The organism is Streptomyces sp. NPDC056347 (assembly GCF_042262625.1).
Classification (GTDB): domain Bacteria; phylum Actinomycetota; class Actinomycetes; order Streptomycetales; family Streptomycetaceae; genus Streptomyces.
In genome coordinates this window covers 19,890-46,700 of the sequence record NZ_JBHJQP010000044.1, presented here as the reverse complement: position 1 = coordinate 46,700, position 26,811 = coordinate 19,890, and the positions used below count along the sequence as shown (strand labels likewise).

The window sequence follows — 26,811 nt, the reverse complement described above, 5'->3', positions numbered from 1 at the left end:
GGGCACGTCCTCATGGACGGACCCCGCCGTCGGCACGGGTCGGTCGGGTTACCAGTGGTCGTGATGCTCGCAGCGCTCGACGTGCTCGTGGTTCTTGATCTCGGTGGAGTCGGTGGCGGTGTGGGTAGCGGTGTCGCCTCCCCCGGTGACGGTGGCGGTGTTGGTGACCCGGCGGGGGGCGTGGCAGGAAACGTCGACCTTCAGGGTGATGGGGGGATAGCTGCTTCCGGCGGGGAGGATGTCGCTACGGGTGCAGGTGAGGGTGGTCAGGGTGCAGTTCCATCCCGTGCCGCTGATGCTGTCGGCGCTGAGCCCGGCGGGGAGGGTGTCGTGCACGGTGACCGGGGTGCCGTTGGTCGGTGCGGCCCCGGCGGCATTGCCGACGGTGATGGTGTAGACGCCGTCCCGTCCCTGGGTGAAGTGCTTGGTGTGGGTCTTGGTGATGGTCAATGACGAGACCGTGTAGGAGATGGTCACCTGGCCGTTGTGGTTCGCCGTCCCGATCGGCGACAGCGCATAGCTCGTGCCGGTACCCGTGGGGGTGGCGAAGCTGCTGCCGCCCCCACCGCCGCCCCCGCCCGCTGAGGTGCCTTGGTTGTTGACGGCGGCGCTGCCGCCGCCTCCGCCGGCGAAGTACCCGCCCCCACCGCCGCCACCGCCGGCGATGGCAGTGGCGGCGCAGCCGCCGTCGAAGCTGCCCCCGGTGCCGCCGGTACCGACCGTGGCGCCGGAGAACCCGGTCCCCGGCCCGCCGTTCGTGACCGCACAGGAAGGAACGGTGCCGGCGGCCCCGCCTGCACCCCCGGTACTGGTGCTGGTGCTGCCACCGCCCCCACCCTGCCCCGGCGAAGCCCCGGGCCCGGTGGCACTTCCCGCGGTACCGCCGGTGGCATCCGGCGTTGTCCCGCCGTTGCCTCCGTTGCCTCCCGTGGAGCCTGCTCCGGTGCCGCCGGCGGCACCGCCGCCCCCGGCGACCAGCAGCAAGGAGCCGCCCGTGCTGACGCTGGAGGCTCCGCCCCCACCCGGACCCTCGAAATGAAAACCACTGAGCGGAAAACTTCCGCCTGGGGCACCGCCGTTGAACCCGCCGGCCCCCGGCGTCCCGGTGCCGTTGCAGCCGGTGCCGCCGGTGCCGCCGACGTTGATGGTGAAGGTTGTCGGTGCGGTGGTTTGCGGGAGGGTGGTGACGACCTTCGCCCCCGTCCCACCGGCCCCCGTGACAGTACAGGGGGTGCCGGTGTTGTCGGCGCCGCCGGCGCCGTCCGCGGTGATCGTGACCACTGCCCCCGCGGGAACCGTCAAGGTCTGCGGGGCGCCGGTGAAGGTGAAGGTCTGCGATGGATCAGTCTTCTGCGCTTGCACCGGCACGGACCCGACCGGCGCGGCGCCCACGGGTGGAGCCGTGGCCGCCAGCAGCGCCATACCGGACAGCAGCGCGCTCCCCACCGATACCACCCCCACACCGCGCCCCCCACGACGTCCTCCCGAGCCGACCGGACCGGACGCACCGACGGCACGAGCCGGGACCGCCCCAGCACCCAGGGCCCGGAACACGGTCACGGGCCACTGAAGGCCGACCCGATACCACGACAGATCAACGTTTCTACGCGCACGAGCGCTCATCCGCGAGTTCACCTCTCCTCACAGCAACGCGTCCCGCACCCGCCACACGGCAAGACGAAAGCGCCACGGGACACCTGACGAAGAATCATGACAATCTGTATTAGATAGCCCGAGCTGATCACTTCTAGGTAGCGAGGCAATGAGGAACCCCGCGTTTCGCGCCTCTGCCGCAGCGAAATCCTCCCGGCCTGTTTGAGCGAGGAGAACCTCGACGCCTACGCCGGGGAGTCCGAGCGCACCGGCCTGACCTGTGCCCTCAACCGCTACCGCAACATGGACCGGGACCGGGAGGACCTCGCCCCCACCGCGGAGCCCTGGTCCGGCAGCCCGCCTTGTTCGTCGGCGGCGTTCTGGACGCGTCCACCACCTGGATGGCCGACGCCATCGACGCCTGCCCCGCCACCCTCCCCGCCCTGTCCGCCTCCCGCCTCCTGGACGGCTGCGGCCACTGGATCCAGCGGGGAACGCCCCGACGAGGTCAACAGCCCGCTGACCGACTGGCTCACCACGATGTGGGGCTGTATTGGACGGGCCAGGGCGCGGCGGTGCGCTTCGGCTGGGAAGGTGCCGAAGGTGTGGACGACTTGCCGATCTGCCCGCACAGTCCCGTTCCGTCCCGCACCGGCGTTACCGGGGCGGGACGGGGACCTGCTGTGCGCGGACGTCAGGATCGCGGGGAGGGATCCCGGGAGTCGCGGTGCTGGAGGGTGACCTCGGGGCGGGTTTCGCCGGGGTGGTCGAGGAGCGGCTCGCGCTTGCCGTGCAGGTGCCGGTCGAAGAAGGCACCGACGTAGTCGCGGGTGATTTCCGCCGCGCGCTTGCCGGGCAGCCCCTCGGGGTCGTCCGCGCCCAGCTGTCCGGCCAGCGGGGCCAGGTCGGTGAAGGACATGTGCTCGGCTCCGGTGAACGTGGCCCAGCGCTTCCACCCCGAAAGCTGCTTCCAGGCGGTGTCCCAGGTCGTGTCGTCACCGGGGCTGTGGTCGGCCTTGGTGCCCAGCATCATGAAGGGGCGCCCCGACAGGTCGGAGCTCTTCCCCGAGTTGATGAAGGGGCCGTCCATGTTGACTCCGGCACGTACCCGCGAGTCCTTCTCCATCGTGGCGGCGGTACTGGCACCACCCAGGGAATGTCCGGCCATCCCAACCTTTTTCTTGTCGACCATGCCGGCGTGCTTCCAGGGCGAGGTGCGCGACAGGAGTCGGTCCAGAGTGAAGGACAGGTCCTTGGCCCGGCCCTCGGCGGCGGGCTGGAAAGTGGTGGAGTCGATTTTGCCGCACGCCGCGCAGGGCAGGATGCCCTTGCCGGGGAAGGAGACCCCGGCCGCCTCGTAGGCGTGGTCCACGACGGCGACGACGTTGCCGCGGCTGGTGAGGTCCTCGGCCAGCCCGGTGAGCGTGGCGCCCGGTGTCTTGAAGCCGGGGGAGAGTACGACCAACGGGAACTTTCCTGATGCGGGCTTGGCGCCGGTGCGGGCGTGGGTCTTCGTACCGGCGATCGTCTTCGCGGGTACTTCCAGTCCCATTTCCTCCAGGAAGGCCTGGGCTCCCTTGGTGGTCATGTACGGGGTCGTCTTTCCGGACGCCTTGTGTGCCGGGTAGTACATCGACGCCATCAGTTCCCGGTTGCCCGCCTTGGGCACCCACGGGTCGCGGCGGGTCTTGTCGACGAGGTGAAGCGAGTCGCGGCCCACGGTGTAGGGACCTGTCGGATCCGCCAGCGCGAGTCCGTTCGCCCGGCTCCCTGCCGTGCCGGCGGGCGACGAGGCTGTCGTCGAGGCGGCGGATTCCTGTGCCCCGCCGGTACCCAGTGCGGCCACCCCGGCTGCGACGACTCCGGCCAGAAGCATCGAAACTGTTCCTCGGCTGCGTACGGACATTTTCATCACCCTTTTTCTGTGGCGTCGATTTCCGACCTCTGAGAAGAACGTAAGAAATTCGTGCCGGAGAAGAATCACACCCCAGAGCCAATTCCTCCGGTGGCTCCTGAGAGCCAGGTGGCGGACGGTGTCCGTCGGACGGCGGTACCGGTGGACTGCCGCATTCGACTGGTGCGGGACTCCCCTGCCTGCGAATGGAGGTCACGCCGAGTGATCGTTCGTGCGCGAGTGCGGCCTGCGGGGTTTCCGGAGAGGCGGAGGGCCCGACCCTTGTGGCCGACGCCAACGATGTGTCGGCCGTACGGCGACTGGCCCCCTTCCGGTGTCGCGTCCTTCATCAGGTATGCGGTGCCACCGCTTCAAACGGCTCCGGACTCGCTGAACCTGAACTGTCATCAGAAGCCCGAAGAATGGATTCGCTGGAAGCGGTGTGCTGCTATTCGCTGCTTTGCTCATGGATTCGCACGCCCATACGTTGCAGGGCGGGAGGAAGGGGCTGCTGGAGAGCGCAAGGGGGAGCGGTCGGTCAGATGTCGGCTTGATCAGGTCCTGTTGGCATCGGATTCACACGGTTCTGGCTGCTGTGGGCAGTCTCCGGTCGCTGCAGTTCGTTGCTGCGGCCGGATTCCGTGAGGGAGGAGCGGATGCCGAGGGGTGCGGCGCCGGCGCGCGGTGTCCCCTGGGACGTTTCCCTCTTCCTTTGCCCTTGTGGAAGGACTGACCCATGGCAGGCACTGTCATCGACGTGACTGACGCGGATTTCGAGGCGAAGGTGGTAAAGGGGGCCGGGCCGGCACTGGCGGTCTTCCGTGCGGAGTGGTCCGACGTGTGCCGGGCGCTCGACCCGGTGCTGGTGGATGTGGCGAAGGAGTACTCCGGGCGGCTGACCGTAGCTCGGCTCGATATCGACGAGAGCCCGACGACGACCGAGAAGTACGGCATCAGCCAGATCCCCACCCTTCACGTGTTCAAGGGAGGCAAGATCGTCGGGACCTGGATCGGTCCCGCGAACAAGGCGCGAGTGGTAGCCCTGATCACTCCGCATTTGTGATCCCAGGCATCTGGCCGGGCCTCTGAACGCCTCGGCTCTTCGCCGGCTTCCGCCGTCGTCATCCCTGTTGAGCCTGCCGGCGGGCTGCGGCGTCCGAGTCGCGGCCCTGCCGGGCCGTCCCCCACCACCTGCGAGAGGCGGACGGCCTCCCGCAGGTGGTGGTCCAGCACCGGCCGGGACAGACCCGCTGCTCCCATGCAGTGAAGCCGTGGCCAGGACGCACACGCCCGTTCGACTTCTTCGGTGGCCAGGTCGGCGAGGAAACGGCGTATCCGGACGGGGTGACGCCACCGGCCCGAGGAATCAGCAGAAGCGTCCACCGCCACTTCCACCGCGACGTCCGGCCGCACCAGGACGACGTCGAACAGCTCCGCGCTCGGGCATCGTGCCGAGAGCCGCCAATCGAACATCGGCCAAGCGCCAGCGAACCGCCGTACGCCAGCGGATGGGCCTGTCGTACGGCAAGGCGGAGGCCCGGAAGGTCGCCGAGGCAGTGATGCTGAGCGAGGCCGTATTGAAGAACCGTCCGGCGGATCTGATCAATATCGTGCCGGAGAAGGTCATGGAGGTCGGGCTGGATATGCCGGGGTTCACCATGCTTGACGCGCTTGGGCGTTGACGCGCTCCGAAGCGGAGGCCGCCCTGAGCCTTACGAACCACACCCCCGGCGTCGACTGGCCGAAACCACCCAAGCGCACGAGGAGCGCAATCGGCGAGCGGTGCGCAGCTGGCTTCGGTCCGTGAGTAGCTGAGCCGCCGGGGACGCGGTGCCGGGTGGGTGGCCGACGACGGCTTGGATGCCATGTAACGGTCAGCGAGGTGCCGAGCACGGCCGGCCCACGGCGGTCGGAGCGGACACTCGCCTTGGAATGTGGTGGACGCAATGGTCGGCTTGGTGACTGAGGTTCGCCCGCAGAATGTTGGCCCGCGTCGCGGTCCGCTGACTGGTACGGCTGAAGGGGCCGGGCTATCCGTTGTGTGCTTCGAGCTCGGTCGCCAGCGTCTGTTGGGTGGCCGCCCACGACGCCAGGAGCGCTAGATTGTCAGCGGTCGGCCCGCCCGCGGGTGCTGTGTAGACGATGAGGTGCAGGCCGGGTTCGGCGGGCAGTTCCAGGGACTCGACGTCCAAGTCGAGCCGGCCCACGATCGGATGGTGTACACGCTTGCGGCCGGACCGGTGCAGCCGCACGTCCTGAGATGCCCACCGCTGCCGAAATAGCTCACTGCGCGTTGACAGTTCGCCGACCAGGGCGATCAGCTCCTCGTCGTGCGGATTGCGACCGGCTTCCATGCGTAGCTTCGCGGCCACGTCACCGGCAATTCGGTCGTAGTCGACAAAGAAATCTCTGGCTGCCTCGGGGTTCAGATAGACGAACCGCGCTGTGTTCGCGGGCCGTCGCGGGTCGGCCAGCACCGGTGAATACAGTGCGCGACCGAGTTGATTCATGGCGAGCACGTCATAACGTCCGTTACCGATCCAGGCCGGCGCATCGGAGATCGCGTCGAGCACCTGCTGCAGCGTCGAGCGCACCGTCACGGCGGGCCTGCGCCGGCGTGGGCCGCTGGGCGCCCCGGATTGACGCGCGAGGTGGAACAGGTGGTCACGCTCGGCCTCGTCGAATTGCAGGGCAGAGGCCAACGCCTCGAGCACGCCATCGGAAGCACCGGTGAGGCTGCCGCGCTCCATGCGCACGTAGTAGTCGACCGATACCCCCGCCAGTAGCGCTACCTCCTCGCGGCGCAGGCCTTTGACCCGACGGTTGCCGCCGTAAGCGGGCAGGCCCGCCTGCTCGGGTGTGATGCGGGCGCGACGCGAGCTGAGAAACTCCCGTATCTCGGTGCGTGGATCCATGGTGGCCATCCCCTTACCGTAGGCCCGTCCCGCAATCTAGGGGGTACCCGATGCGGTCGTCGCGGTGCCGCCGTCCACCGGGATGATGGCGCCCGTGAGGTAGGACCCGGCCCGGCTGGCGAGAAACACGGCGATACCCGCCATGTCGTCGTCGCGGCCGAGCCGACGCAGAGGGGTCGCCGCGGCGATCGTGCCGCCGATGGCATCGAGCGTGGACGCCATCATCTGCGACGGGAACACTCCCGGTGCTACCGCGTTCACCGTGACGTGCTGTGGGCCCAGCTCTCTGGCAAGCACTCTGGTGAGTTGGTGGAGTGCCGCTTTGCTGCTGGCGTACGAGTAGTTGGGCGCCTGGGCGACGTGGATGGCGGCGATGCTGCCGATGTTGATGATCCGCGCGGGAACATCGGCGGTGCCCGCCTCGCGAAGTGCGGGGAGCAGCGCCTGTATCAGCCAGAACGGCGACTTGAGGTTGAGATCGATCACTGCGTCCCAGGCCTCGTCCGGGAACGTCTCCAGCGGCTCGCGCCACATGGCTCCCGCGTTGTTGACGAGGATGTCGAGGCGTCCCGAGTCAGCCTTGACGAGATCAGCGAGGCGCTGGCACTCGTCGTGTCTGGACAGGTCGGCGGGGATTGCTTGAACGTCGCCGAATTCGGACAGCAGACGCTGTGCCTCCGCGCACGTGTCTGGCTTGCGTGAGCTGATGACGACGCGGGCGCCCGCCTGGAGAAGGCCGCGCGCTATCATCATGCCAATTCCCCTGGTGCCGCCTGTGACAAGGGCGTACTTCCCACGCAGATCGAAAAGTTCTGTGTGAGTGGTGCATTGGTTGTCCGCCATTGGTCTCCATCCCTTCCGCCGTGGAAAAAATGCGCCGACGCGGTCGTGGATTCGGGGCAGCTGATTGAACTGATGGGCGTAAAGCTGCAGTGCGTGTCCATGAAGCGTTGTCGGCGCTTTCGACTCAACCAGGTTGACAGGCGTTTTGGACGTCTGGGAGAGCCTGGTGATACAGGTACTGCGAGAGCCCCCTTGCCTGGTGCGCTGACCTACTCTGCTTGAGGTCCACTGGCATCCGTACGAAGCCGACGGTGACGTGACAGGTGACGCCCACGACAGCTCCGCCAGGAAGAGCCGGTCACGTGGGAGTCTGAGGTGTTCGGCGACGACTCGGCGCAGTATTCGCCCGCAGGATGAGCTTGGCATCCGGCTCCTTGTTCCTGTACGGATTGCAGATGTCGCCTTCTGGGCGGCGGGCGTAGATGCCGGCCACCTCGCCGCAGCGGGCGCACGGCTTCTCGGCACGTCGGCCGGTGCAGCGTGAACACAGTCGCCCCTCCGGTCCGTCCGCCACGGCCGGGCCGGCCTGGCCAGCCCTCCACCGGTGCGACCTGGGCAAGCATCTCCAGCAGAACGGGCAGCAGGTCCCGGTCGGACCTGGGACGCGGGCCGACTGCCTCGGCCTTCTTCAGCAGCTTCTCTACGTGGGCGTCGCCGAAGGCCAAAGTTCGGTCTGCCGATGGCATCCCGGTCCAGGCCGACGGGGGCCAGACGTGGGTGAGCGGGTTCTGGAAGAACATGAACCGGCGGTCGCGCGAGTCTCGGCGCACGACTCACTTGCCCGGGTGAAAGCCGCCGCGGGTGGAGCGTTCGGCGCGGCAGGGACCGGGTACCTCCGTATCGTCGTACCACAGGCCGCGAATCTTCACCCCGTGCCACCGGTCGATACGGACGTATTACACGGGCGGGAGTTCGTGAACCTGCTCCGAATTGGGCCGATTCATGGACTACATGTCCGTGAGCCGGCGCATCGAGGTCAGCAGCCCCAGGTGCTGAGCCGCAATCTGGCCCGTGTACGGCCCGGAACTGCTGGTCAGGACTGGGATGCGGGTGGCATGAACTGAGAGAAGAGGGGAATTTCGACACCTCTCCCACGAGAAGGACCGGCGCTCCAAGAAGGCGCCCGCCCCAGAGAATCCCCAGGTCAGGTGCCTTCCATCGTGCCGCTGGAAGAAGCCCCGCTTCTACGGCGAGTAGCTCACCAGCTGTTTCTTCGTCTGCTGGTGGTACAGGCTTGCCGCCCCCTCCGACCTGCTGAAAAAGGTGGCATCGTCTGCTGCGGAGCCGAGCTGGCCCGCACTTGTCCGGATCCTGGCCCGTGACGTGATCTGCGGTGTCGGCGTACGAGCCCTGCGTTTCGAACTGGCACAGAGTCCTGCGTCGGGACCGGCCGAGCACAGTGCTGGTCGGCCCCGCCGTAGTCAGGCCCACTACTGGTTTCCCGTCAGGTGCGGGTCCAGCGTTGGTTGCTGCTGTGCGAACAGGAGTAGAGCTGGATCAGGGTTCCATCGGCGGTGCCGTTGCCGACGGCGTCGAGGCAGAGGCCGGACTGGACGCCGACGATGGAGCCGTCGGAGTCGAGGCGCCATTTCTGGTTGTCGCCGCCCCAGCAGCTGTAGATCTGGACTTTGGCTCCGTTACCGGTGCCGGCGGCATCCAGGCACTTGTTGCCGTAGACCTGGAGCTCGCCTGCGGCGGTGGAGACCCACTGTTGGTTGGCGTTGCCGTTGCAGCCCCACAGCTGCAACTGCGTGCCGTCGGTGGTGCCTGAGTTCGGCACGTCCAGGCACCGGCCCGAACCGACGCCCCTGATCTCTCCGGAACCGGACGGGGGTGTGGACGAGCCGCCATTGAGTGCGCTGAGGACGGAGGTGTAGGCGGACTTCTTGCTGCCGTCGTTGTTGAACAGCAGTGGCGTTTGTTCCGATCGCCAGGAGTCGCTGTCGCGCACGCCCCAGACGGTGATGCCGAGGCAGCGCGGGACGGCCAGGCAGTCGTTGGTCACGCTGGCGTAGGTCGAGGCGGGGGCGCCCTGGATGTCGAGCTCGGTGATGGCCACGTCGACGCCGAGGGCGGCGAAGTTCTGAAGAGTGGTACGGAAGTTGCTGTTGTAGGGACTGCCGCTGTTGAAGTGGGACTGGAAGCCGACGCAGTCGATCGGCACGCCGCGCTGCTTGAAGTCCCGGACCATGGCGTACACGGCCTGGGTCTTGGCCCAGGTCCAGTCCTCGACGTTGTAGTCGTTGTAGCAGAGCTTGGCCGCCGGGTCGGCGGCGCGCGCGGTGCGGAAGGCGACCTCGATCCAGTCGTTTCCGGAGCGCTGAAGGTTGGAGTCCCGCCGGGCCCCCGAGCTGCCGTCGGCGAATGCCTCGTTCACGACGTCCCACTGGGCTATCTTGCCCTTGTAGTGGGCCATCACGCCGGTGATGTGGTCATTCATCGCCTGGCGCAGTGCACTGCCGCTGAGGTTCTGCATCCAGCCGGGCTGCTGGGAATGCCAGGCCAAGGTGTGGCCGCGCACCTGCTTGCCGTTCTGCACCGCCCAGTTGTAGACGCGGTCGGCGGAGGTGAAGTCGAACCGGCCCTGCTGCGGTTCGGTGGCGTCGATCTTCATCTCGTTCTCGGCCGTCACCGAGTTGAACTCACGGCCGGCGATCGTCGTGTACGCCGAGTCGCCCAGCTTGCCCGAGGCGATGGCGGTGCCGAAGTACCGGCCGCTCCGTGCCGCCGCGGCGCCGAGCGTGCTCTCGGCGGCGTGCGAGGCCGGCGGGGCCACCAATGTGGTGACCACACCGAGGACGCCGACGATCAGTGCCAGCAGCAGGCTGCGGATCTTCAGGCGGACAGGGGGTCTGGGAAGGGGATACGAGCCCATGACTGTGCCTCCAAGGTAGAAATCACTGAAGGGCCGGCAAGGGTTGCCCCGCTCGCGTCCGGTCGACGGACGGGGCGGGCCGGAGCCCGGGCAGCACCGCATCACCGAACGCCGCGGTCATGGCATGGGAGGGGACGGTTCTCGACGTAGGCACGGGGGTACTCCATCGAGGCTCAGCCGGGGGACCAGCAAGCGGCGTCGCGTACCTCTCCAACTGTGCGAAGAGTCGGGATGCGCCGGTGCGAACCTCACCGGGACGAACGAAACAGGTGGCGCGGGTGCTTTGGTGCGCGGATCTGCTGTGCGGCACGGACTCCCCGGGACCGGTGTGATCGGAGTGTCGGTGTGGCCGGCCGCCCAGACAGGAATGATTGAGGGGCTGACGGTGCATCGTCAACACTCCTGACAGAAAAAGTTTCCCATCTTGTTTCGAAAGTTTCGAAACAAGATGCAAGATGCTGAGTTGCATGGCGAACCCTGGCGCGGCCGTCGGTGGGTGCCGCGCAACCGGGGCCGGGGCGAGCGCGTGGATGGTCGTCGAGCGATGGATCCAGCCGGGGCTGCGCGGTGCGGTCAGTGGGTCGGTAGGCCATGCGGCGGCCAGTGATCGGCGGATCCATGGTGCCCATGCCGGGTGGAGGGGTCCTGCGATCGAGGCAAGGGGGCGGTGCGGCAGCGGGGTGTCGGAGGTCTGCTCCCCGGTTCACCGTGTCGGCACCGGCGTGGACCGCCGAGTTGTCAGGGCGCGCTGTGCAGGCTCCGATCCGGCGTCAAGTGTGATGTGAATCAGTCATCGGTCGTTATGGCGTGTGACGTTTCGTGCATGGCTACCGAAAATGTTTCGGAGCGGGCGGAGGCATGTGCGAGAGGCGTTCACGCCGTTCACCGGCTTGCCAATCGTTGGAGCTGCTTGTCACTTCGCCCCTCGATCGATGCGGCGGACGCGCCGATTCGCTCCGTTCGCGTACGCAGGACAACTCGGGGCTGCCCCGACCGGACCATGGCCGTCGGCCCCTGCAATCTGCGGTTCCTCCATCAGGGTGAGGATCCCGACGCGGGCGGCGAATACGGCCGACTGCCGTAGCGGCCGGGCGAGGTCTCGCCGGTTTCGCGCATCGCCTCCGCGTCCGGCACCGCGCGCGGGCGTCATGCGACCGGCCACCGAAACGGATCCGGGTCTGCTCGGTTCCGGCCCCCTGGACGTGCCGCACGAAAGGCGCCCCCGCCTGCCCTGGCGCCTGACGTACGAGTGCGTGTCACGCACGGCGGAGGCCGGTTCCCGCGCACCGCGGGAACCGGCGCTGCGGGCATCAGCGGCTACGGGGCGACGCAGCCGATCGAGCCGACCGGGAAGTCGTTGCCGGTCGATGTCGCCGTGAACCCGAAGGTGACACTGCCTTCCGGTTCGATGGTGCGGTTGTGGTCGAGGTTCCTGACCGTGAGCGTGCCATCGGGTGCTGTGGTCAGCGCACCGTTCCACACACTGCTGACCTTGGTGTCCACGCCGGGTTTCCACTGCACGGCCCAGCCCTCGCGAGCCGTCGTGCCGTGGTTCATGACCTCGACGGAACCCTGGAAGCCGCCGCTCCAGGAGTTGGTCACGCTGTAGGAGGCCATGCACCCGGTGTGCGGGTCGGTGGGGGTCGGAGTGGGCGTCGGATTCGGAGTGCCGCCCGAGCCGCGGATGCCGGTCACCTCGCCGTTGCCGCCGTCGAAGACGATGTCGGAGCAGGAGAAGAAGTTCTCCTGGCTGTCCGAACGCACCCACTGGATGAACATGACGGCGTCACCCGAGCGACCCGAGGGCAGGTTCAGGTCCCAGTAGTAGTGGCCGCCCTCCGTCCCCGGCCCGCCTGCCTGCGGCGGGTCGGTGACGGTCTGGATCAGTTCCAGGTCGTCCCAGCCCAGCTCGGTGCTGGGCGAGTAGCCGGGCTTGGACAGGTACACCCGGAAGGAGCCCGGATGCGCTGCCCAGTTGCTGTGCTTGACCTGAATCGTCTTCCCGGACGTCAGGTGCGTCCGGGGCCAGTCGGAGCGTGCGGCGTTGTAAGCGGTGAAGTTGTACGGTGACCGGTCACCGGCACTGCACAGTTTTCCGTCCGGGACGTAACCCGCCCCTCGTCCGCCCGCGTTGGAGTCGAGCACGGCGAACCAGTTGTACAGCGCCGTCGCACCGCTCTCGTCGAGCGCGGCCTTGCATGCCGGGTTCGTCGGGTCCAGGGCTCCGGTGTCGGTCCTTGCGTCCAGCATGCAGAGGTAGGTGCGCGATCCCGGTGTCATCGTGACGCCGTGCGCCTGCGCGCTGCCCTGGCCCATTAATGTCAGGCCGATTCCGCCGAGCAGTGTCGCGAGCACCGTCGCCAGGGAGGCGAACAGCTTCTTGCGTCGGGCCATGAGGTCTCCTGTGCCTGTGTGGGGATGGGCTTCCGGTGGTTGGTGCTTCTCTCCTGCGGCCGCCGTCGGGCGAGGAGTCTGGGGGCCACTTGGGCCAGGGGGGCGCTGGTCCCAACGGGCGCAGTGGGTGGGATCGCCGTGGCCGTCGGTCCCGCCGGAGGCGAACCGGCCGGAGCCGGCCGCGGTCGCAGAGGGTGGACCGGCTGTCGCACCGCAGGAGTCGACGATGCGCGGACCGGGACGCGGTGCTGCGCGGTGCGTCGAACATCACCGGTGTCCGCGCCCTGTACAGAGGCGGGTGGCGGGGATGGGGCCGGCGCGTGCGCGGGTCGCTTCACACGCGGCCGTGCCATGGGGACCGGTCCCGCACGGGTGGGATTCGGCGGCGACGATCGGGCCGCGCCGCGCCGCGCCGGGCCGACGCCGACAGCGGCGACGATCGGGCTGCGCGTGGTCGTGGGGGAGTGCGGTGACGCTCGCATGCGGGGCCTCTCTGGGAGGGACGACCGGATGGGGCGATCACGGATTCGGCAGCGCCCGGCCGTTCAACTATGGGAGCGCTCCCACCCGTTGGTACCTCGGACTGTAAGAGTGTTGCCGTGGTCCTGACAACCCGTCGCGGAAGATGCGTCGAGCGGATCGACGAGGGCGCGAGTCGGGGTCGGTGCGGTCGTCGGGTTCCGGCGGTCCGTGGCCGTGTGCGGCACCGGATGGGGATGCCGACCCGATGCGGGGTGCGCGGGCGCGTCACGCCGACTCGCGTCACCAGTCGCGTTCAACGGGTCGCCCACTGCCGGGCCGCACCGACTGGTCCGCCTGCTGTGGCAGTGGACGCTTCGTGATCCGGCCGCTCTCCTTCATCGGTCGACGGACGGACGGACGGGCGGACGGGCGGACGGACGGGCGGACGGGCGGGCGGGCGGGCGGGCGGGCGGTGGTGGCCCGGTCTGCCCTGTCGGTCCGAAGTCGTCGAAGCGGCCGTCGCCGCCCCGCCCCTGCAGGGTGGCCCCGCTGCCCCGCCCCCGCAGGACGGTCGCCGCGCCGACGGCCATGCTGTCCGACGCGGCGAAGGGGCGGTCCCCGAACGGTCGCCGGTCCGCCTTCGTCGCCACCGGTGAGACGGCGCCGGGACTCGCCCGCTCGGTGAACGGGCGGCCGTGGTGGGTGCGTGGTCCGGTTCGTCGGCGGCACGCCGCACGGCACGGCGCGTGGACATGCCTGGCGCCTGGCGCGCGGCTGATCGCCCGGGAGGCCGTGACAGGTGGCCGGCCCTGCTTCCTGTCGAGGTGGCGGCATGCGTACGGCAGACCCTGCCGGGCCGGTGTCGCGTGGTGTCCTCGGTCCGGGCGGTCATCTCCACGAGTCCGGTGGAGCGGTGAATTCTGTCCAATCGCTTGACGGCGCGTCCGGCGGCCCCGAAGTTTGTGGGAGCGCTCCCACTCCTGTCCGTACCCCGCCGGACGCAAGCCGGTGCCCCAGTCGCCGCGTGTTCCGGCCCCTCCCGTAAGGACTTCGGTGTGCCGAGACACCAGTCACTCGCCCCCCGCACGTCCCGTACGTTCCGCCGACCGGACCGCTCCAGACGCGTCAGCGTGTTGGTGGGTGCCGCAGCCGTCGCGGGGCTGCTGGCCGGCACCCTCGCAGCACCTGCCGGTGCGGCCCAGTCCCCCGACGAGGCCCCCGAACTCATCGTCAACGGAGACTTCTCCGCGGGCACCGCCCCCTGGTGGTCGACGGCCAACAGCCCCGTCGCCGTCTCGGACGGACGCCTCTGTGCCGACGTCCCCGGGGGCACGGCCAACGCGTGGGACGCCATCGTCGGGCAGAACCGGCTCGCCCTCACCGCCGGCGAGGGATACACCCTGAGCTATACGGCGACGTCCACCGTGCCGGTCACCATCCGCACCAACGTCCAGATGGAGACCGAACCGTGGACCACGGAACTCGCCACCGCGCAGCCGGTCGGGGCGACCGCCGAACGTGTCACGGAGACCTTCACGGCCGGAGCCGACCACAACGCGGCGCAGCTCGTCTTCCAGGTCGGGGGCAGTGCCGAGGCGTTCACCTTCTGCGTCGACGACGTATCGCTGCGCGGCGGGACCGCGCCGCCACCGTACGAACCGGACACCGGATCCCCGGTCCGGGTCAACCAGGTCGGATACCTCACGCACGGTCCCAAGTCCGGCACCGTCGTCACCGACGGGACCGACCCGCTGCCCTGGACACTCGACTCGGCCGCCGGGACACGCGTGGCCGAGGGCACCACCGCTCCGGCGGGCGTGGACACCACCTCACGGCAGAACGTCCACACCTTCGACTTCAGCGAGGTGACGACCGCGGGGGAGGGATACACCGTCACGGTCGCGGGGGAGAGGAGCGAGCCGTTCGCCATCGGAGACGATCTCTACGCGTCGCTGCGCACCGACGCGCTCGCGTACTTCTACCACAACCGCAGCGGCATCGAGATCGACGCGGACATCGTGGGCGAGCGGTACGCGCGGCCGGCCGGCCATCTCGGTGTGAGCCCCAACCAGGGCGACAACGACGTACCGTGCCAACCGGGCGTGTGCGACTACCGCCTTGACGCCGCGGGGGGCTGGTACGACGCCGGTGACCACGGCAAGTACGTGGTCAACGGCGGTATATCGGTGGCCCAGTTGATGTCCGTTTTCGAGCGGACCCTGTACGAGGAGAGCGCCGACGCCGAGCCGCTCGGTGACGGCGAACTCCGGCTGCCCGAGCGCGGGAACGCCATCCCCGACATCCTCGACGAGGCGCGCTGGGAGCTGGATTTCCTCATGCGGATGCAGGTGCCCGCAGGAGAGCCGCTCGCGGGCATGGCCCACCACAAGCTGCACGACAGGGCGTGGACCGGACTGCCACTCAGGCCGGACCGTGACCCCCAGCCCCGGGAACTGCATCCGCCGACCACGGCGGCCACCCTCAACCTGGCGGCCACCGCGGCGCAGTGCGCCCGCCTCTTCCAGGTCTACGACGCGGACTTCGCCGCGCGGTGCCGGGCAGCCGCGCGCTCCGCGTGGACAGCGGCCAAGGCCCACCCGGACGTGTTCGCCGATCCGCAGGACGCCACGGGCGGCGGCGCCTACAACGACGACGACGTACGGGACGAGTTCTACTGGGCGGCGGCGGAACTCTTCCTCACCACCGGCGAGGACGTCTACCGCAAGGAATTCCTCCGCTCCCCGCTGCACGGCGACACCGACGCGGTCTTTCCGCGCGGCGGCATGTCCTGGGGCTCGGTCGCCGGGCTCGGCGTCCTGAACCTCGCGAGCGTGCCGGGCGGGCTGTCCGCCGAAGAGCTCGCCACGGCACGCCGCATGGTGACCGAAGCCGCCGACGGGTACGCGGCCGACTCGGACAGGGCCGCGTACGGCCTTCCGTACGCCCCCGACGACGGGCACTACGTATGGGGATCGAACAGTCAGGTCGCCAACAACATGGTCGTCCTGGGCTCGGCGTACGACCTGACCGGCAGGACCGCCTACCGTGACGCCGTACTGCGCGGACTCGACTACCTTCTGGGCCGCAACGCGCTGAACCAGTCCTATGTCACCGGGTACGGCGAGCGGGACTCGCGCAATCAGCACCACCGGTTCTGGGCCAACCAGCTCGACCCCGCCCTGCCGCATCCCGCACCGGGATCCCTGGCCGGCGGTCCGAACGCATCCATCGAGGACCCGGTCGCGCAGGCCAAGCTGAAGGGCTGTGCACCGGCGATGTGTTACATCGACGACATCGAGTCCTGGGCCACGAACGAGATCACCATCAACTGGAACGCTCCGCTCGCCTGGGTCGCGTCCTTCGTGGACGATCTGGGTGATGGCGAGCCCGCGAAGAGACAGTGCGAGGTGACCTACGCCTCGCAGCGCTGGGGCAACGGCTTCACCACCCACGTCACGCTGAAGAACACCGGCGACCGCACGGTCCGGCCCTGGCGGCTCGACTGGACGTTCGCCGACCAGCAGCAGGTGACCGACGCCTGGGGTGCCGTCATCGGACGGTCGGGCCCGCGGGTCACCGCCGAGGCCCTGAGCTGGAACGCCGCCCTCGCACCCGGCGACACGGTGCGGTTCGGCTTCAACGGCCGGCCCACCGGTCTCGTGCACGACCCCCAGGTCTTCAGGCTGAACGGCAGGGCCTGCGGGACGGCATCACGACGATGAGCGGCCGGCCCGTCCTACTGCGCACGAGGAGAATCGCAGTGAATCGTTTTCTGACTCTACTGACCGCCTGCGCGATGGTCCTGGGCCTGACAGCCCTGTTCGGCCCCCAGGCGGTGGCTGCTGCCGGATGCAGGGTCGACCACACGGTCACCAGCCGGTGGCAGGGTGGTTTCCAGGCCGGAGTGAAGGTCACCAACCTGGGCGAGCCCGTCACCGGATGGACCCTGGAGTTCACGATGCCCGACCCGGGGCAGAAGCTCGTCCAGGGCTGGAACGCCGCCTGGTCGCAGTCCGGTTCCACGGTCTTCGCGGTCGGCGTCGACCCGAACCGCACACTGGCCACCGGCACGTCGGCCGATCTCGGGATGACGGGTTCCTTCACGGGCGCCAACCCGGAACCCACGGCGTTCGCACTCAACGGTGTCGCCTGTACGGACTCCGCGGAGGAGCCCCCGCCCGTCGACCCGCCCGCACCGGGCACCGGCACCCCCGTGGACATCAACGGGAAGCTCCACGTCTGCGGCGTGCACCTGTGCAACCAGTACGACCGCCCCGTCCAGCTGCGGGGCATGAGCACCCACGGCATTCAGTGGTTCAGCAAGTGCTACAACGCCGCATCCCTAGACGCGCTGGCACAGGACTGGAACGCGGACCTGCTGCGCGTGGCCATGTACGTCCAGGAAGGCGGCTACGAGACCGACCCGGCGGGCTTCACCGGCCGGGTGAACGGCCTCGTCGACATGGCCGAGGCACGCGGCATGTACGCCATGGTCGATTTCCACATCCTGACGCCGGGCGATCCGAACCACAACCTCGACCGGGCCAAGACGTTCTTCGCGTCCGTCGCGGCCCGCAACGCCGACAAGAAGAACGTGATCTACGAGATCGCCAACGAGCCCAACGGAGTGAGCTGGACGGCCATCAAGGACTACGCCGAGCAGGTCATTCCGGTGATCCGGGCCGCGGACCCGGATGCCGTCATCGTCGTCGGTACCCGCGGCTGGTCCTCACTGGGCACCTCGGACGGCTCCGACGAGAACGAGGTCGTCAACAACCCCGTCCGGGCGGACAACATCATGTATGCCTTCCACTTCTACGCCGCCAGTCACAAGGACCCCTACCGCGCCACATTGAGCCGCGCGGCCTCCCGGCTGCCACTGTTCGTCACCGAGTTCGGCACGGTGAGCGCCACCGGTGGGGGAGCGATGGACCGAGCGAGCACGACGGCCTGGCTGGACCTGCTGGATCAGCTGAGGATCGGCTACGCGAACTGGACCTACTCCGACGCGGACGAGAGCAGCGCTGCCTTCGGGCCGGGCACCTGCAACGGCGGCGACTACAGCAGCAGCGGGGTGCTGACCGAATCGGGGGCGCTGATCAAGAACCGCATCAGCACCCCCGACTCGTTCCCCACAGGCTGACCGGCCGGCCAGGGCGGGACGGGTGCACGGACCCGGAACATCCGCTCGAGGACGGGCAGTCGAAGAGCTGCCCGTCGCTCCGGACGGCATGACGCCGCGGAACGCTGCCCCCACCCGCCCGCGGACCGCGGCCCTTCACCGGCACGGGCCACGGCTCCGCGCAGTGCTCAGTTCCCGGGCGGTGGCGCCGTGCTCTTGCGTACGACCAGGCTCGTGGCCAGCTCCAGCCGCGTGGACACCGGTTCCTGGGCCCGTAGCCGCATCAGCATCTGCGCGGCCTCCTCCGCCATCTGACGCAGCGGCTGGTGGACCGTGGTCAGGGCCGGACTGGCCCAGCGGGCGATGGACACGTCGTCGTAGCCGACCACCGAGAGGTCGTGGGGGACGCGCAGGCCGTGCACCCGGGCGGCTTCCAGTACGCCGAGTGCCTGGAGATCGCTGCCCGCGAAGATCGCGGTGGGCCGTTGGGGGCGGGACAGCATCTCGGCGGCGCGGTCGTATCCGCCCTCCACGTGGAAGTCGCCGAACAGGATGAGACCGGGGTCCACCTCCAGCCCTGCCATGGTCATCGCCGACCGGTAGCCGTCGAGCCGGGCGCGGGAGCAGAGCATGTCCTCGGGTCCGGTGATGACCCCGATGCGCTGGTGCCCGTACTCGATGAGATGGCGGGTGGCGGCCAGTCCGCCATTCCAGTTGGCAGAGCCGACCGAGGGTACGTCGGGGTCGGGGTCGCCTGCCGGGTCGATGATGACGAACGGGATCGAACGAGCCCTGAGCTTCTGTTTCACTTCGCCGGGCAGGGCGGAGAAGACAAGGACGACACCGAGCGGCCGCCGCTGGAGCATCGCCTCCATCCAATCGGGACTGGGCGAGTGACGGGTTCCGCTTTCGGTGAGGACGACGCCGGCGCCGTGGGCCTTGGCGACGTTCTCCACTCCCCGGATCAGCTCCATCGCCCAGATGCTCTCCAACTCGTGGAAAACGATCTCGATGAGCGGCGCCTCGCTGGCCGACCGCGTGGTGCGTCGGTACGCGTGGGCCTCCAGCAGACGCTCCACCTTGACCCTCGTGGGGGCCGCCACGTCCTGACGTCCGTTGAGGACCTTCGAAACTGTCGAAATGGAGACGCCGGCCCGTTCGGCCACTTGAGCCAGGGTGATGCGGCCCATTTTCTCGTCATCGCGCATGGCGAGGAGCATAGGGCACAAGGCAACTGCCGCCCAGGCGTAACGCTTTGATAACGCGATGACCGAGGGTTGACCCCTCGAGACGGGGAGTTCTAGCGTCCCGACCCAGGAAGTTTCGATCGCTGTTCCGAAAGAGTTTCGAAAGGTGTGTCGATGAAGCAACGTGCACGGTTCTCGCGGACCGTTGCCGTCGGTGGTGCCGTGCTGTCCCTGGTGTTGTCCCTGTCCGGATGCGGAGGAGACTCCGATGCGGCCGGCGACGACACCATCCACGTCCTGGTCTACGGGGATGCGGCGAACAAGGTGGAGAAGGAGATCGTCGCCACCTTCAACAAGACATCGAAGGTGAAGGCAGTCCTGGATACGGTGCCGGGCGCCGACTACCAGGCCAAGCTGCAGACGATCATCAACAGCAAGCAGGCGCCGGACGTCTTCTTCAACTGGGGCGGCGGCAGCATCAGGCCGTTCGTCGACGCCGGCCTGCTGCTCCCGCTGGACCCCTTCATCGCCAAGGATGCCGACCTCAAGGCGAAGTTCCTGCCGTCCGTGTTCGACAGCACCGTGGTCGACGGCACGTCCTACGGGATACCCATGCGCGGTACGCAGCCCGTGCTGTTGTTCCACAACGGCAAGGTCCTCAGGAAGGCGGGCCTCGAACCCCCGAAGACCTGGGACGATCTGCTGGCGGCGGTCAAGGTGCTGAAGGCCGAAGGCGTCACCCCGATCGCGCTGGGCGGCGGCGACCGGTGGCCGACGCTGATGTGGTTCGAGTACCTGTACGACCGCATCGCCGGCCCGGATTTCTTCCGGAAGGCCCTGGACGGCGACCAGGACGCCTGGGCGAGCCCGGACAGCCGGAAGGCTCTGGGCAGGATCAGGGAATTGGTGGACGCCGGAGCCTTCGGCACCAACTTCGATTCGGTGAAGTTCACCGACCAGGGTTCCCCCACGCTCCTGGCGACCGGCAGGGCCGGCTTCGAGCTGATGGGCTCGTGGGAGTACTCGACGCAGCAGGACGCGTACCCCGAGTTCGCGAAGAGCGACCTCGGATACAGTGCCTTCCCCTCCGTCGCAGGCGGCAAGGGCGACCAGGCGAACATCGTCGGCAACACCAACAACTTCTACTCCGTGCTGAAGAAGACGAAGCACCCGCAGGCCGCCGCCGAGTTCCTTAAGCTCATGTACTCGGAACAGTTCGTCAAGGCGCAGCTCGCCATCGGCAACCTGCCGACCACGACGAACACCGAAGGCTTCCTGGACGCCGCCGCCAGCCCCGAGTTCGCGAAGTTCCAGTACGACATGGTCAAGGCGGCCCCGGCGTTCCAGCTCTCCTGGGACCAGGCGTACCCCCAGTCGGCAGCCACCACGATGTACCAGTCCCTCCAGCAGTTCTTCAACGGCTCGATGGACGAGGACGCCTTCATCAGGGCCATGCAGGCGCTGCCGACCTCGTGAGCCCACTGAGATCCGGACCCGGAACACATGACATGACCCGAACCGCACCTTCCCCCGCAGCAGGCGATACGGACAGGGGAGCCCGCTCGTCCGGGAGCGGAGCGGGCCGCCCGGGATTCCTCTGGGCGGTCCCCGCCGCCGTCTTCTTCGGCTTCTTCGCCATCGTCCCGCTCATCATGGTCGCCGTACTCTCCTTCGCCGGCTGGGACGGTCTGAGCGACCCGGAGTTCGTGGGTCTCGACAACTGGAAGACGCTTCTCGACGACCCCGTCGTGCTCAAGAGTCTGTGGCTGAGCGTCCTGCTCACCGTGCTCGGGGCCGCCGTCCAGACCCCGCTGAGCATCCTGCTCGGGGTCTGGGCGGCGGGGCACCAGCGCAACCGGGCCGTCCTGTCCGCCGTCTACTTCGTCCCGATGCTGCTGTCCGTCGCGGCCGTGTCCGTGCTGTGGCGTGCCGTCCTGGACCCCAACCTCGGTGTCCCCGCGCAAGCCACATGGCTGTTCGGCGACGGCAACCTGTTCGGCAAGCAGGCCACCGCGATCGGCGTCCTGGTCTTCGTCGGCACCTGGCAGTTCACCCCACTGCACACACTGATCTACCAGGGCGCGGCACGTGCGGTGCCGCCGGTCCTCTACCAGGCGGCCCAGATCGACGGCGCGGGCACGGTACGGCAGTTCTTCCACATCACGCTGCCGCAGCTGCGCAATTCGATCATCACCTCGATGATCCTGATGGTGGTCGGCGGTCTCACGACCTTCGACACCGTGCTCATCCTGACCCAGGGCGGACCGGGGAGCGACACCACCATCAGTGCGTACTACATGTACCAGAAGGCGTTCAAGAGCTTCGACTACGGAGCGGCGTCCGCCATGGCCCTCCTGCTGGTCCTCGTCTCCACGGTCATCTCGCTGATCATGGTGCGGCTCTCGGGTTACGACAGGATGCGCAGCACCATGGAGGGACTGTGAGGAAGAGCCGTCCCAACTACTTCGCCGGCTTCGGCTCGCTGGTCTGGCTCCTCGTGGTGGGGCTGCCGCTGTACGTGATGCTCGCCGCCACGTTCCAGACGCGACCCGACTACGCGGCGAACGGCCCGCTGTCCTTCCCCGAGCACTTCACGCTCGACAATTACGCCAACGACCTCAACGGCGGCTTCGCGCAGTACTTCCTCAACACCGTCATCGTCACCGTGTGCGTGGTGGGCATCGTCGTCCTCCTCGTCCCGCCGCTGGCGTACACCATCGTCAGGAGCCGGGGCCGCGCCACCACCACGGTCTTCCGGCTGTTCCTCCTGGGGCTGGCGATCCCTTCGCAGGCGGTCATCGTCCCGATGTTCTTCGTCATCAGCGAGGCCGGTCTCTACGACAACCTGATCGGCGTCATCCTGCCGACGGCGGCCTTCGCCATGCCGGTGTGCGCGTTGATCCTGACAGGCGTGATGCGGGACATCACCCCCGATCTGTACGAGGCGATGACCATGGACGGCGCCTCGTCCCGGCGGGTCTTCTTCCAGCTGGTGCTGCCGCTGTCCAAGAGCGGGATCTCGACGATCGTCGTCTTCTCCGCGCTCCAGGCGTGGAACGGCTTCCTCTTCCCCCTCGTACTGACGCAGTCGACGGAGACCAAGGTGATCACCCTGGGACTCTACGACTTCCAGACGGAACACGGAGTCGACACCCCGGGTCTGCTCGCCGCCGTCGTCCTGTCCATGCTCCCCATCCTGATCGTCTATCTGTTCGCACGTCGTGCCCTGGTGCAAGGGCTGATGGGAGTGGGAGGAAAGTGACCGCCAACATCGACAACGCCGGCGCGCGGACACCCGCCGAGACCACCGGAACCGGGGCGCCGGTGTCCGGCGCCCCGGACGACCTCACCGGGCCCTGGCGCGATGCCGCCCTCGCGCCCGAGGTCAGGGCCGACGCCCTGATCGCTGCCATGACCCTCCGGGAGAAGATCTCCCAGCTCTTCGGCGTCTGGGTGGGAGCGTCCGACGAAGGTGCCGAAGTCGCGCCGTTCCAGCACGACATGGAGGAGGTCGTCGACCTCGACGATCTGCTTCCGCACGGCCTCGGCCAGCTGACCCGCCCGTTCGGGACGGCCCCGGTCGACCCGGCCGTGGGCGCCCTCTCGCTGTCGCGCACCCAGGAGCGCATCGCCGGGGCGAACCGATTCGGCATACCGGCGATCGCCCATGAGGAGTGCCTTGCGGGCTTCGCCACCTGGGGCGCGACCGCCTATCCGGTGCCGCTGTCCTGGGGCGCCACTTTCCATCCGGAGCTGATTCGTGAGATGGCCGCCGCGATCGGCCGTGACATGCGTTCCGTCGGCGTGCATCAGGGGCTCGCCCCCGTCCTCGACGTCGTACGCGACGCACGCTGGGGCCGCGTCGAGGAGACGATCGGCGAGGACCCGTACCTGGTGGGGACAGTCGCCACCGCCTATGTGCAAGGGCTTGAGTCGGCCGGGGCCGTCGCCACGCTCAAGCACTTCGCCGGGTACTCCGCCTCACGGGCCGGCCGCAACCTCGCCCCCGTCGGCATGGGCGCGCGGGAGCGGGCCGACATCATCCTGCCCCCGTTCGAGATGGCCGTACGCGAAAGCGGCGTACGGTCCGTCATGCACGCCTACACCGACACGGACGGAATCCCCTCCGCGGCCGACGGGCCCCTGCTCACCGGTCTGCTCCGCGACACCTGGGGCTTCGGCGGGACCGTTGTCGCGGACTACTTCGGCATCGCGTTCCTGAAGACGCTGCACGGTGTGGCGGGGACCTTCGGGGATGCGGCCGGCGCAGCACTGGGCGCGGGTGTGGACGTGGAGCTGCCGACCGTGAAGACGTTCGGCGGCCCGCTGACCGACGCGATCGCCGAGGGCGCCGTGCCAGAGGCGCTGGTGGATCGTGCGGTGCGCCGAGTCCTCGTTCAGAAAGCCCAGTTGGGGCTGCTGGACGCGGACTGGAGGCCGGTGCCGCCGGTGCTCGCCGCAGGCGCGGACGGTTCGGCGGACGGGAACTCGGAGGCGCTGCGCGGGACCGTCCGTCTCGACACCGACGAGAACCGCGCGCTCGCCCGCCGTGTCGCCGAACAGGCCGTCGTGCTCCTGCGCAACGACGGCACCCTGCCGCTGGCGGTGGACGCGGCCGCCGGAGCCCCTGCCCGTATCGCACTCATCGGGCCCAACGCCGACATCCCGACGGCCGTTCTCGGCTGCTACGCCTTTCCCGTCCACGTCGGGGGCCGGCACCCCGGGACCCCGCTCGGCATCGAACTGCCCACTCTGCGCGAGGCGTGCGCGGCCGAGTTCCCCCACAGCGAGATCGTCACCACGCGGGGTGCGGACATCGACGGCCCGGACACCGGCGGGTTCGGCGAGGCTGCTGAACTGGCCAGGAGCGCCGACCTCGTGATCGTCGCGCTCGGCGACCGGGCCGGTCTCTTCGGGCGCGGCACGAGCGGGGAGGGCTGCGACGCGGAGAACCTGGCGCTCCCCGGCATCCAGCAGCATCTGCTCGACACCCTCATCGACACGGGCACCCCCGTCGTCGTCACCCTGCTCGCCGGACGTCCTTACGCCCTCGGGCGGGCGGCGGACGAGGCAGCCGCGGTCGTGCAGTCGTTCTTCCCCGGCGAGGAAGGGACGAGGGCCATCGCCTCGGTGCTCAGCGGTCGCACCGAACCCTCCGGCCGACTGCCCGTCAGCGTGCCGCGCCACCCGGGCTCCCAGCCTTCCACGTACCTGGCGGCGAGGCTGGGCCACTCCAGCGATGTGTCCAGTGTCGACCCGACCCCGGCGTTCGGGTTCGGTCACGGTCTGACGTACACCGCCTTCGGGTGGAGCGACCTCGTCGTGGAGCACGGACAGGCTTCGACGGACGGGGAGTTCACGCTCTCCTGCACCGTCCGCAACACCGGTGCCCGGGAGGGGACCGAAGTGATCCAGGTGTATCTGCACGACCCCGTCGCCTCCGTGGTCCAGCCCGTTCAGCGCCTCATCGGGTATGTACGCCTCGACCTGGGGGTGGGACGGGCGGCCAGGGTGCGGATGACGGTCCCGGCGGACCTCGCGTCCTTCACGGGCCGCGACGGCCACCGGATCGTCGAGCCGGGAGATCTCGAACTCCGGCTGAGCGCGTCGAGTACCGACGCGCGCCTGACGGCCCGGGTCACGCTGACCGGGCCGGTACGGACGGTCGACCACACCCGTCGGCTGCACATGAGCACCACGACGGAGATCCTCATGGAGGCGCCGTAGCCCCGGTGCACACCGGCCGGAAGGGCCTTCACGGGTGGGATGCGCTCGCGAAGGCCCTGCTGCCGCCCCTGCCGGGCGTTCCGCTCAGGATGCGGAGCAGGCGCTGATGGCGGGCAAGGCCGCGTTGCCGTCCTCAGGGCGGTGAAGCCGAAGCCCGCCGTCCCGCCGACCGCCCCGCGGCCGTCGCAGTGGGGCAGAGGGCACTTGCCTCAGGTCGTCGGGTCCCAGAGCCCGTCGGTTGCGCCGCGGGTGAGGTGCTCGGTGTAGACGGCGACCTTCCAGGTGATGACGGACCGGCACTCCTCCAGCGCCTGGATCCGTGCGTCGACGCGCTCTCGATGGGTGTCGAGCAGGTGCAGACGTTCCGTTTCGTTGCCCGGTCCGCGGCGTACCAGTTCGGCGAAGTGCTTGAGGTCGGCGAGCGGCATCCCGGACTCGCGGAGTTTGACGCAGATCAGCAGCCATTCGACGTCGAAGGGGGTGTAGCGCCGTCGGCCGCCCGAGGTGCGCCGGACCGGTCCGACGAGCAGGCCCTCACGCTCGTAGAAACGCAGTGCGTGCACGCTCAGCCCGGTCCGCTCGGCCACCTCACCGATGCTCAGCGACGGCGCGGCGGCCTCGGCGGTCGTCATGCCGTTCACCCCTCGACTTGATCTAGACCTCGCTCTAGATCGTAGCGTCCGCGGCATGACCATTTCTGATCAGCAGCCGATCGGCTCGCCCTTCTCCGCCTCCACCACCGCCGAGGACATCGTGGCCGGCCTCGATTTGTCCGGAAAGACAGCCGTGGTCACCGGCGGCTACTCCGGGCTCGGTCTGGCCACCACCCGGGCACTGTCGGCCGCCGGGGCCCGGATCGTCGTGCCCGCCCGCCGCCCCGACGCTGCCCGTGATGCTCTGAAGGAGGTGAAGAACTGCGAGGTCATCCCCATGGACCTGGCCGACCTCGCCAGTGTCCGCTCGGCCGCCGCGCAACTGAGCGACCGTCTCGACCGGCTCGATGTCCTGATGGCTGTCGCCGGGGTGATGGCCACCCCGGAGAGGCGCGTCGGGCCCGGCTGGGAAGGCCAGCTCACCGCCAACCACTTCGGGCACTTCACCCTCGCCTGCGAGCTCTATCCGCTCCTGGCCGCCGCGGACGGCGCGCGCGTCGTCGTCAACAGCTCCGCCGGACACACCCTGACCGGCATCCGCTGGCATGACCCGCACTTTCATACCGGCTACGACAAGTGGCTGGCCTATGGCCAGGCCAAGACCGCCAACGCGCTGTTCGCCGTGCACCTCGACGCCGTCGGGCAAGGCGACGGCGTCCGGGCCTTCGCCCTCCACCCCGGCAAGATCATCACCGGCCTCCAGCGCGAGATGGCTTTGAGGGAACAGATCGAGCGCGGCTGGGTGGACGAGCACGGCAACGTCATCGGCGAGGGCTTCAAGACCTCCTCCCAGGGCGCCGCCACCGGCCTGTGGGCCGCCACCTCGACGCTCCTCGACAACCGGGGCGGCCTCTACCTGGAGGACTGCGACATTGCGCATGTCTCCGCCCCCGGCACCCCCATGGACGACGGCGGAGTCCGCGCCTACGCCATCGATCCCGACGAGGCGGCCCGGCTCTGGTCGATGTCTCTCGCCGTAACCGGCGCCACACCGATCACCCGATGAACCCGCGCTCCGTATCTGCCCTGCTGCCCGCTGCTGCGGCGGGCAGCAAGCGGCGGCCGGCACCCCCGGACCGCACCAAGGCCCTGACCGCGAACCAGTTCGTCGCCCCGTGGCGCCCGGACATCGCCCCGCGGGAGAAG

General features: G+C 68.8%; 17 protein-coding genes and 1 pseudogene. 10 read left to right on the top strand and 8 right to left on the bottom strand.

The window, feature by feature from the left end; genetic code table 11:
* Nucleotides 1–48: 48 nt before the first annotated feature.
* Nucleotides 49–1,623, bottom strand: coding sequence for a hypothetical protein (locus ACFCV8_RS13210; protein ID WP_376685411.1), 1,575 nt, complete (start codon nucleotides 1,621–1,623; stop codon nucleotides 49–51).
* 180 nt (nucleotides 1,624–1,803) lie between these two features.
* Between ACFCV8_RS13210 and ACFCV8_RS13205 the strand changes: the two are divergent.
* A pseudogene (locus tag ACFCV8_RS13205) lies at nucleotides 1,804–2,142 on the top strand (alpha/beta fold hydrolase); the annotation flags it as partial.
* A gap of 145 nt (nucleotides 2,143–2,287) precedes the next feature.
* Here the strand turns inward: ACFCV8_RS13205 and ACFCV8_RS13200 are convergent.
* Complete coding sequence (locus ACFCV8_RS13200; protein WP_376685410.1) at nucleotides 2,288–3,469, bottom strand: alpha/beta hydrolase family protein; 1,182 nt, start codon at nucleotides 3,467–3,469, stop codon at nucleotides 2,288–2,290.
* 754 nt (nucleotides 3,470–4,223) lie between these two features.
* Between ACFCV8_RS13200 and ACFCV8_RS13195 the strand changes: the two genes are divergently transcribed.
* Together ACFCV8_RS13195 and ACFCV8_RS13190 are read left to right on the top strand one after the other, a co-directional pair.
* Nucleotides 4,224–4,550 (top strand): thioredoxin family protein, encoded by a 327-nt coding sequence (locus ACFCV8_RS13195; RefSeq protein WP_376685409.1) that lies wholly within the window; start codon nucleotides 4,224–4,226, stop codon nucleotides 4,548–4,550.
* 385 nt (nucleotides 4,551–4,935) lie between these two features.
* Nucleotides 4,936–5,169, top strand: coding sequence for a hypothetical protein (locus tag ACFCV8_RS13190; protein ID WP_376685408.1), 234 nt, complete (start codon nucleotides 4,936–4,938; stop codon nucleotides 5,167–5,169).
* A gap of 348 nt (nucleotides 5,170–5,517) precedes the next feature.
* Here the strand turns inward: ACFCV8_RS13190 and ACFCV8_RS13185 are convergent, their stop codons facing one another.
* The 4 genes from ACFCV8_RS13185 to ACFCV8_RS13170 form a co-directional block, all read right to left on the bottom strand.
* Complete coding sequence (locus tag ACFCV8_RS13185; protein ID WP_376685414.1) at nucleotides 5,518–6,402, bottom strand: helix-turn-helix transcriptional regulator; 885 nt, start codon at nucleotides 6,400–6,402, stop codon at nucleotides 5,518–5,520.
* 36 nt (nucleotides 6,403–6,438) lie between these two features.
* Nucleotides 6,439–7,245, bottom strand: a complete 807-nt coding sequence (locus ACFCV8_RS13180) for an SDR family oxidoreductase (RefSeq protein ID WP_376685407.1) — start codon at nucleotides 7,243–7,245, stop codon at nucleotides 6,439–6,441.
* Nucleotides 7,246–8,689: 1,444 nt separating this feature from the next.
* Nucleotides 8,690–10,120, bottom strand: a complete 1,431-nt coding sequence (locus ACFCV8_RS13175) for an endo-1,4-beta-xylanase (RefSeq protein WP_376685406.1) — start codon at nucleotides 10,118–10,120, stop codon at nucleotides 8,690–8,692.
* Nucleotides 10,121–11,437: 1,317 nt separating this feature from the next.
* Nucleotides 11,438–12,514: a lytic polysaccharide monooxygenase gene (locus tag ACFCV8_RS13170; protein ID WP_376685405.1), complete on the bottom strand. Its 1,077-nt coding sequence runs from the start codon at nucleotides 12,512–12,514 to the stop codon at nucleotides 11,438–11,440.
* A 1,595-nt stretch (nucleotides 12,515–14,109) separates the two neighbouring features.
* On the opposite strand from ACFCV8_RS13170, the gene ACFCV8_RS13165 reads away from it, so the two are divergent.
* On the top strand, nucleotides 14,110–16,698 hold the full coding sequence (locus tag ACFCV8_RS13165) for a glycoside hydrolase family 9 protein (protein ID WP_376685413.1): 2,589 nt from the start codon (nucleotides 14,110–14,112) through the stop codon (nucleotides 16,696–16,698).
* Nucleotides 16,699–16,736: 38 nt separating this feature from the next.
* On the top strand, nucleotides 16,737–18,119 hold the full coding sequence (locus tag ACFCV8_RS13160) for a cellulase family glycosylhydrolase (RefSeq protein WP_376685404.1): 1,383 nt from the start codon (nucleotides 16,737–16,739) through the stop codon (nucleotides 18,117–18,119).
* 167 nt (nucleotides 18,120–18,286) lie between these two features.
* On the opposite strand, the gene ACFCV8_RS13155 is transcribed toward ACFCV8_RS13160, so the two are convergent.
* Nucleotides 18,287–19,318, bottom strand: coding sequence for a LacI family DNA-binding transcriptional regulator (locus tag ACFCV8_RS13155; RefSeq protein WP_376685403.1), 1,032 nt, complete (start codon nucleotides 19,316–19,318; stop codon nucleotides 18,287–18,289).
* Between the two features lie 141 nt (nucleotides 19,319–19,459).
* Here ACFCV8_RS13155 and ACFCV8_RS13150 point away from each other — a divergent pair, with 141 nt between their 5' ends.
* Genes ACFCV8_RS13150 through ACFCV8_RS13135 form a run of 4 tightly spaced genes read left to right on the top strand, consistent with a single transcriptional unit; the run spans nucleotide 19,460 to nucleotide 25,012 of the window.
* The gene (locus tag ACFCV8_RS13150; protein ID WP_376685402.1) at nucleotides 19,460–20,761 is read left to right on the top strand and encodes an ABC transporter substrate-binding protein; all 1,302 of its coding nucleotides are present in this window, start codon (nucleotides 19,460–19,462) and stop codon (nucleotides 20,759–20,761) included.
* Nucleotides 20,762–20,793: 32 nt separating this feature from the next.
* Complete coding sequence (locus ACFCV8_RS13145) at nucleotides 20,794–21,729, top strand: carbohydrate ABC transporter permease (protein WP_376685401.1); 936 nt, start codon at nucleotides 20,794–20,796, stop codon at nucleotides 21,727–21,729.
* On the top strand, nucleotides 21,726–22,547 hold the full coding sequence (locus tag ACFCV8_RS13140) for a carbohydrate ABC transporter permease (protein WP_376685400.1): 822 nt from the start codon (nucleotides 21,726–21,728) through the stop codon (nucleotides 22,545–22,547). Before ACFCV8_RS13145 ends, ACFCV8_RS13140 begins: the two co-directional genes overlap by 4 nt.
* The gene (locus ACFCV8_RS13135) at nucleotides 22,544–25,012 is read left to right on the top strand and encodes a glycoside hydrolase family 3 N-terminal domain-containing protein (RefSeq protein ID WP_376685399.1); all 2,469 of its coding nucleotides are present in this window, start codon (nucleotides 22,544–22,546) and stop codon (nucleotides 25,010–25,012) included. Before ACFCV8_RS13140 ends, ACFCV8_RS13135 begins: the two co-directional genes overlap by 4 nt.
* 209 nt (nucleotides 25,013–25,221) lie before the next feature.
* Here ACFCV8_RS13135 and ACFCV8_RS13130 read toward each other — a convergent pair whose 3' ends face one another.
* Entirely contained in the window at nucleotides 25,222–25,644 is a 423-nt protein-coding gene (locus tag ACFCV8_RS13130) for a MerR family transcriptional regulator (RefSeq protein ID WP_376685398.1), read from the bottom strand.
* A gap of 55 nt (nucleotides 25,645–25,699) precedes the next feature.
* Between ACFCV8_RS13130 and ACFCV8_RS13125 the strand changes: the two genes are divergently transcribed.
* Nucleotides 25,700–26,671, top strand: a complete 972-nt coding sequence (locus ACFCV8_RS13125) for an SDR family NAD(P)-dependent oxidoreductase (protein WP_376685397.1) — start codon at nucleotides 25,700–25,702, stop codon at nucleotides 26,669–26,671.
* The last annotated feature ends 140 nt before the right edge of the window (nucleotides 26,672–26,811 follow it).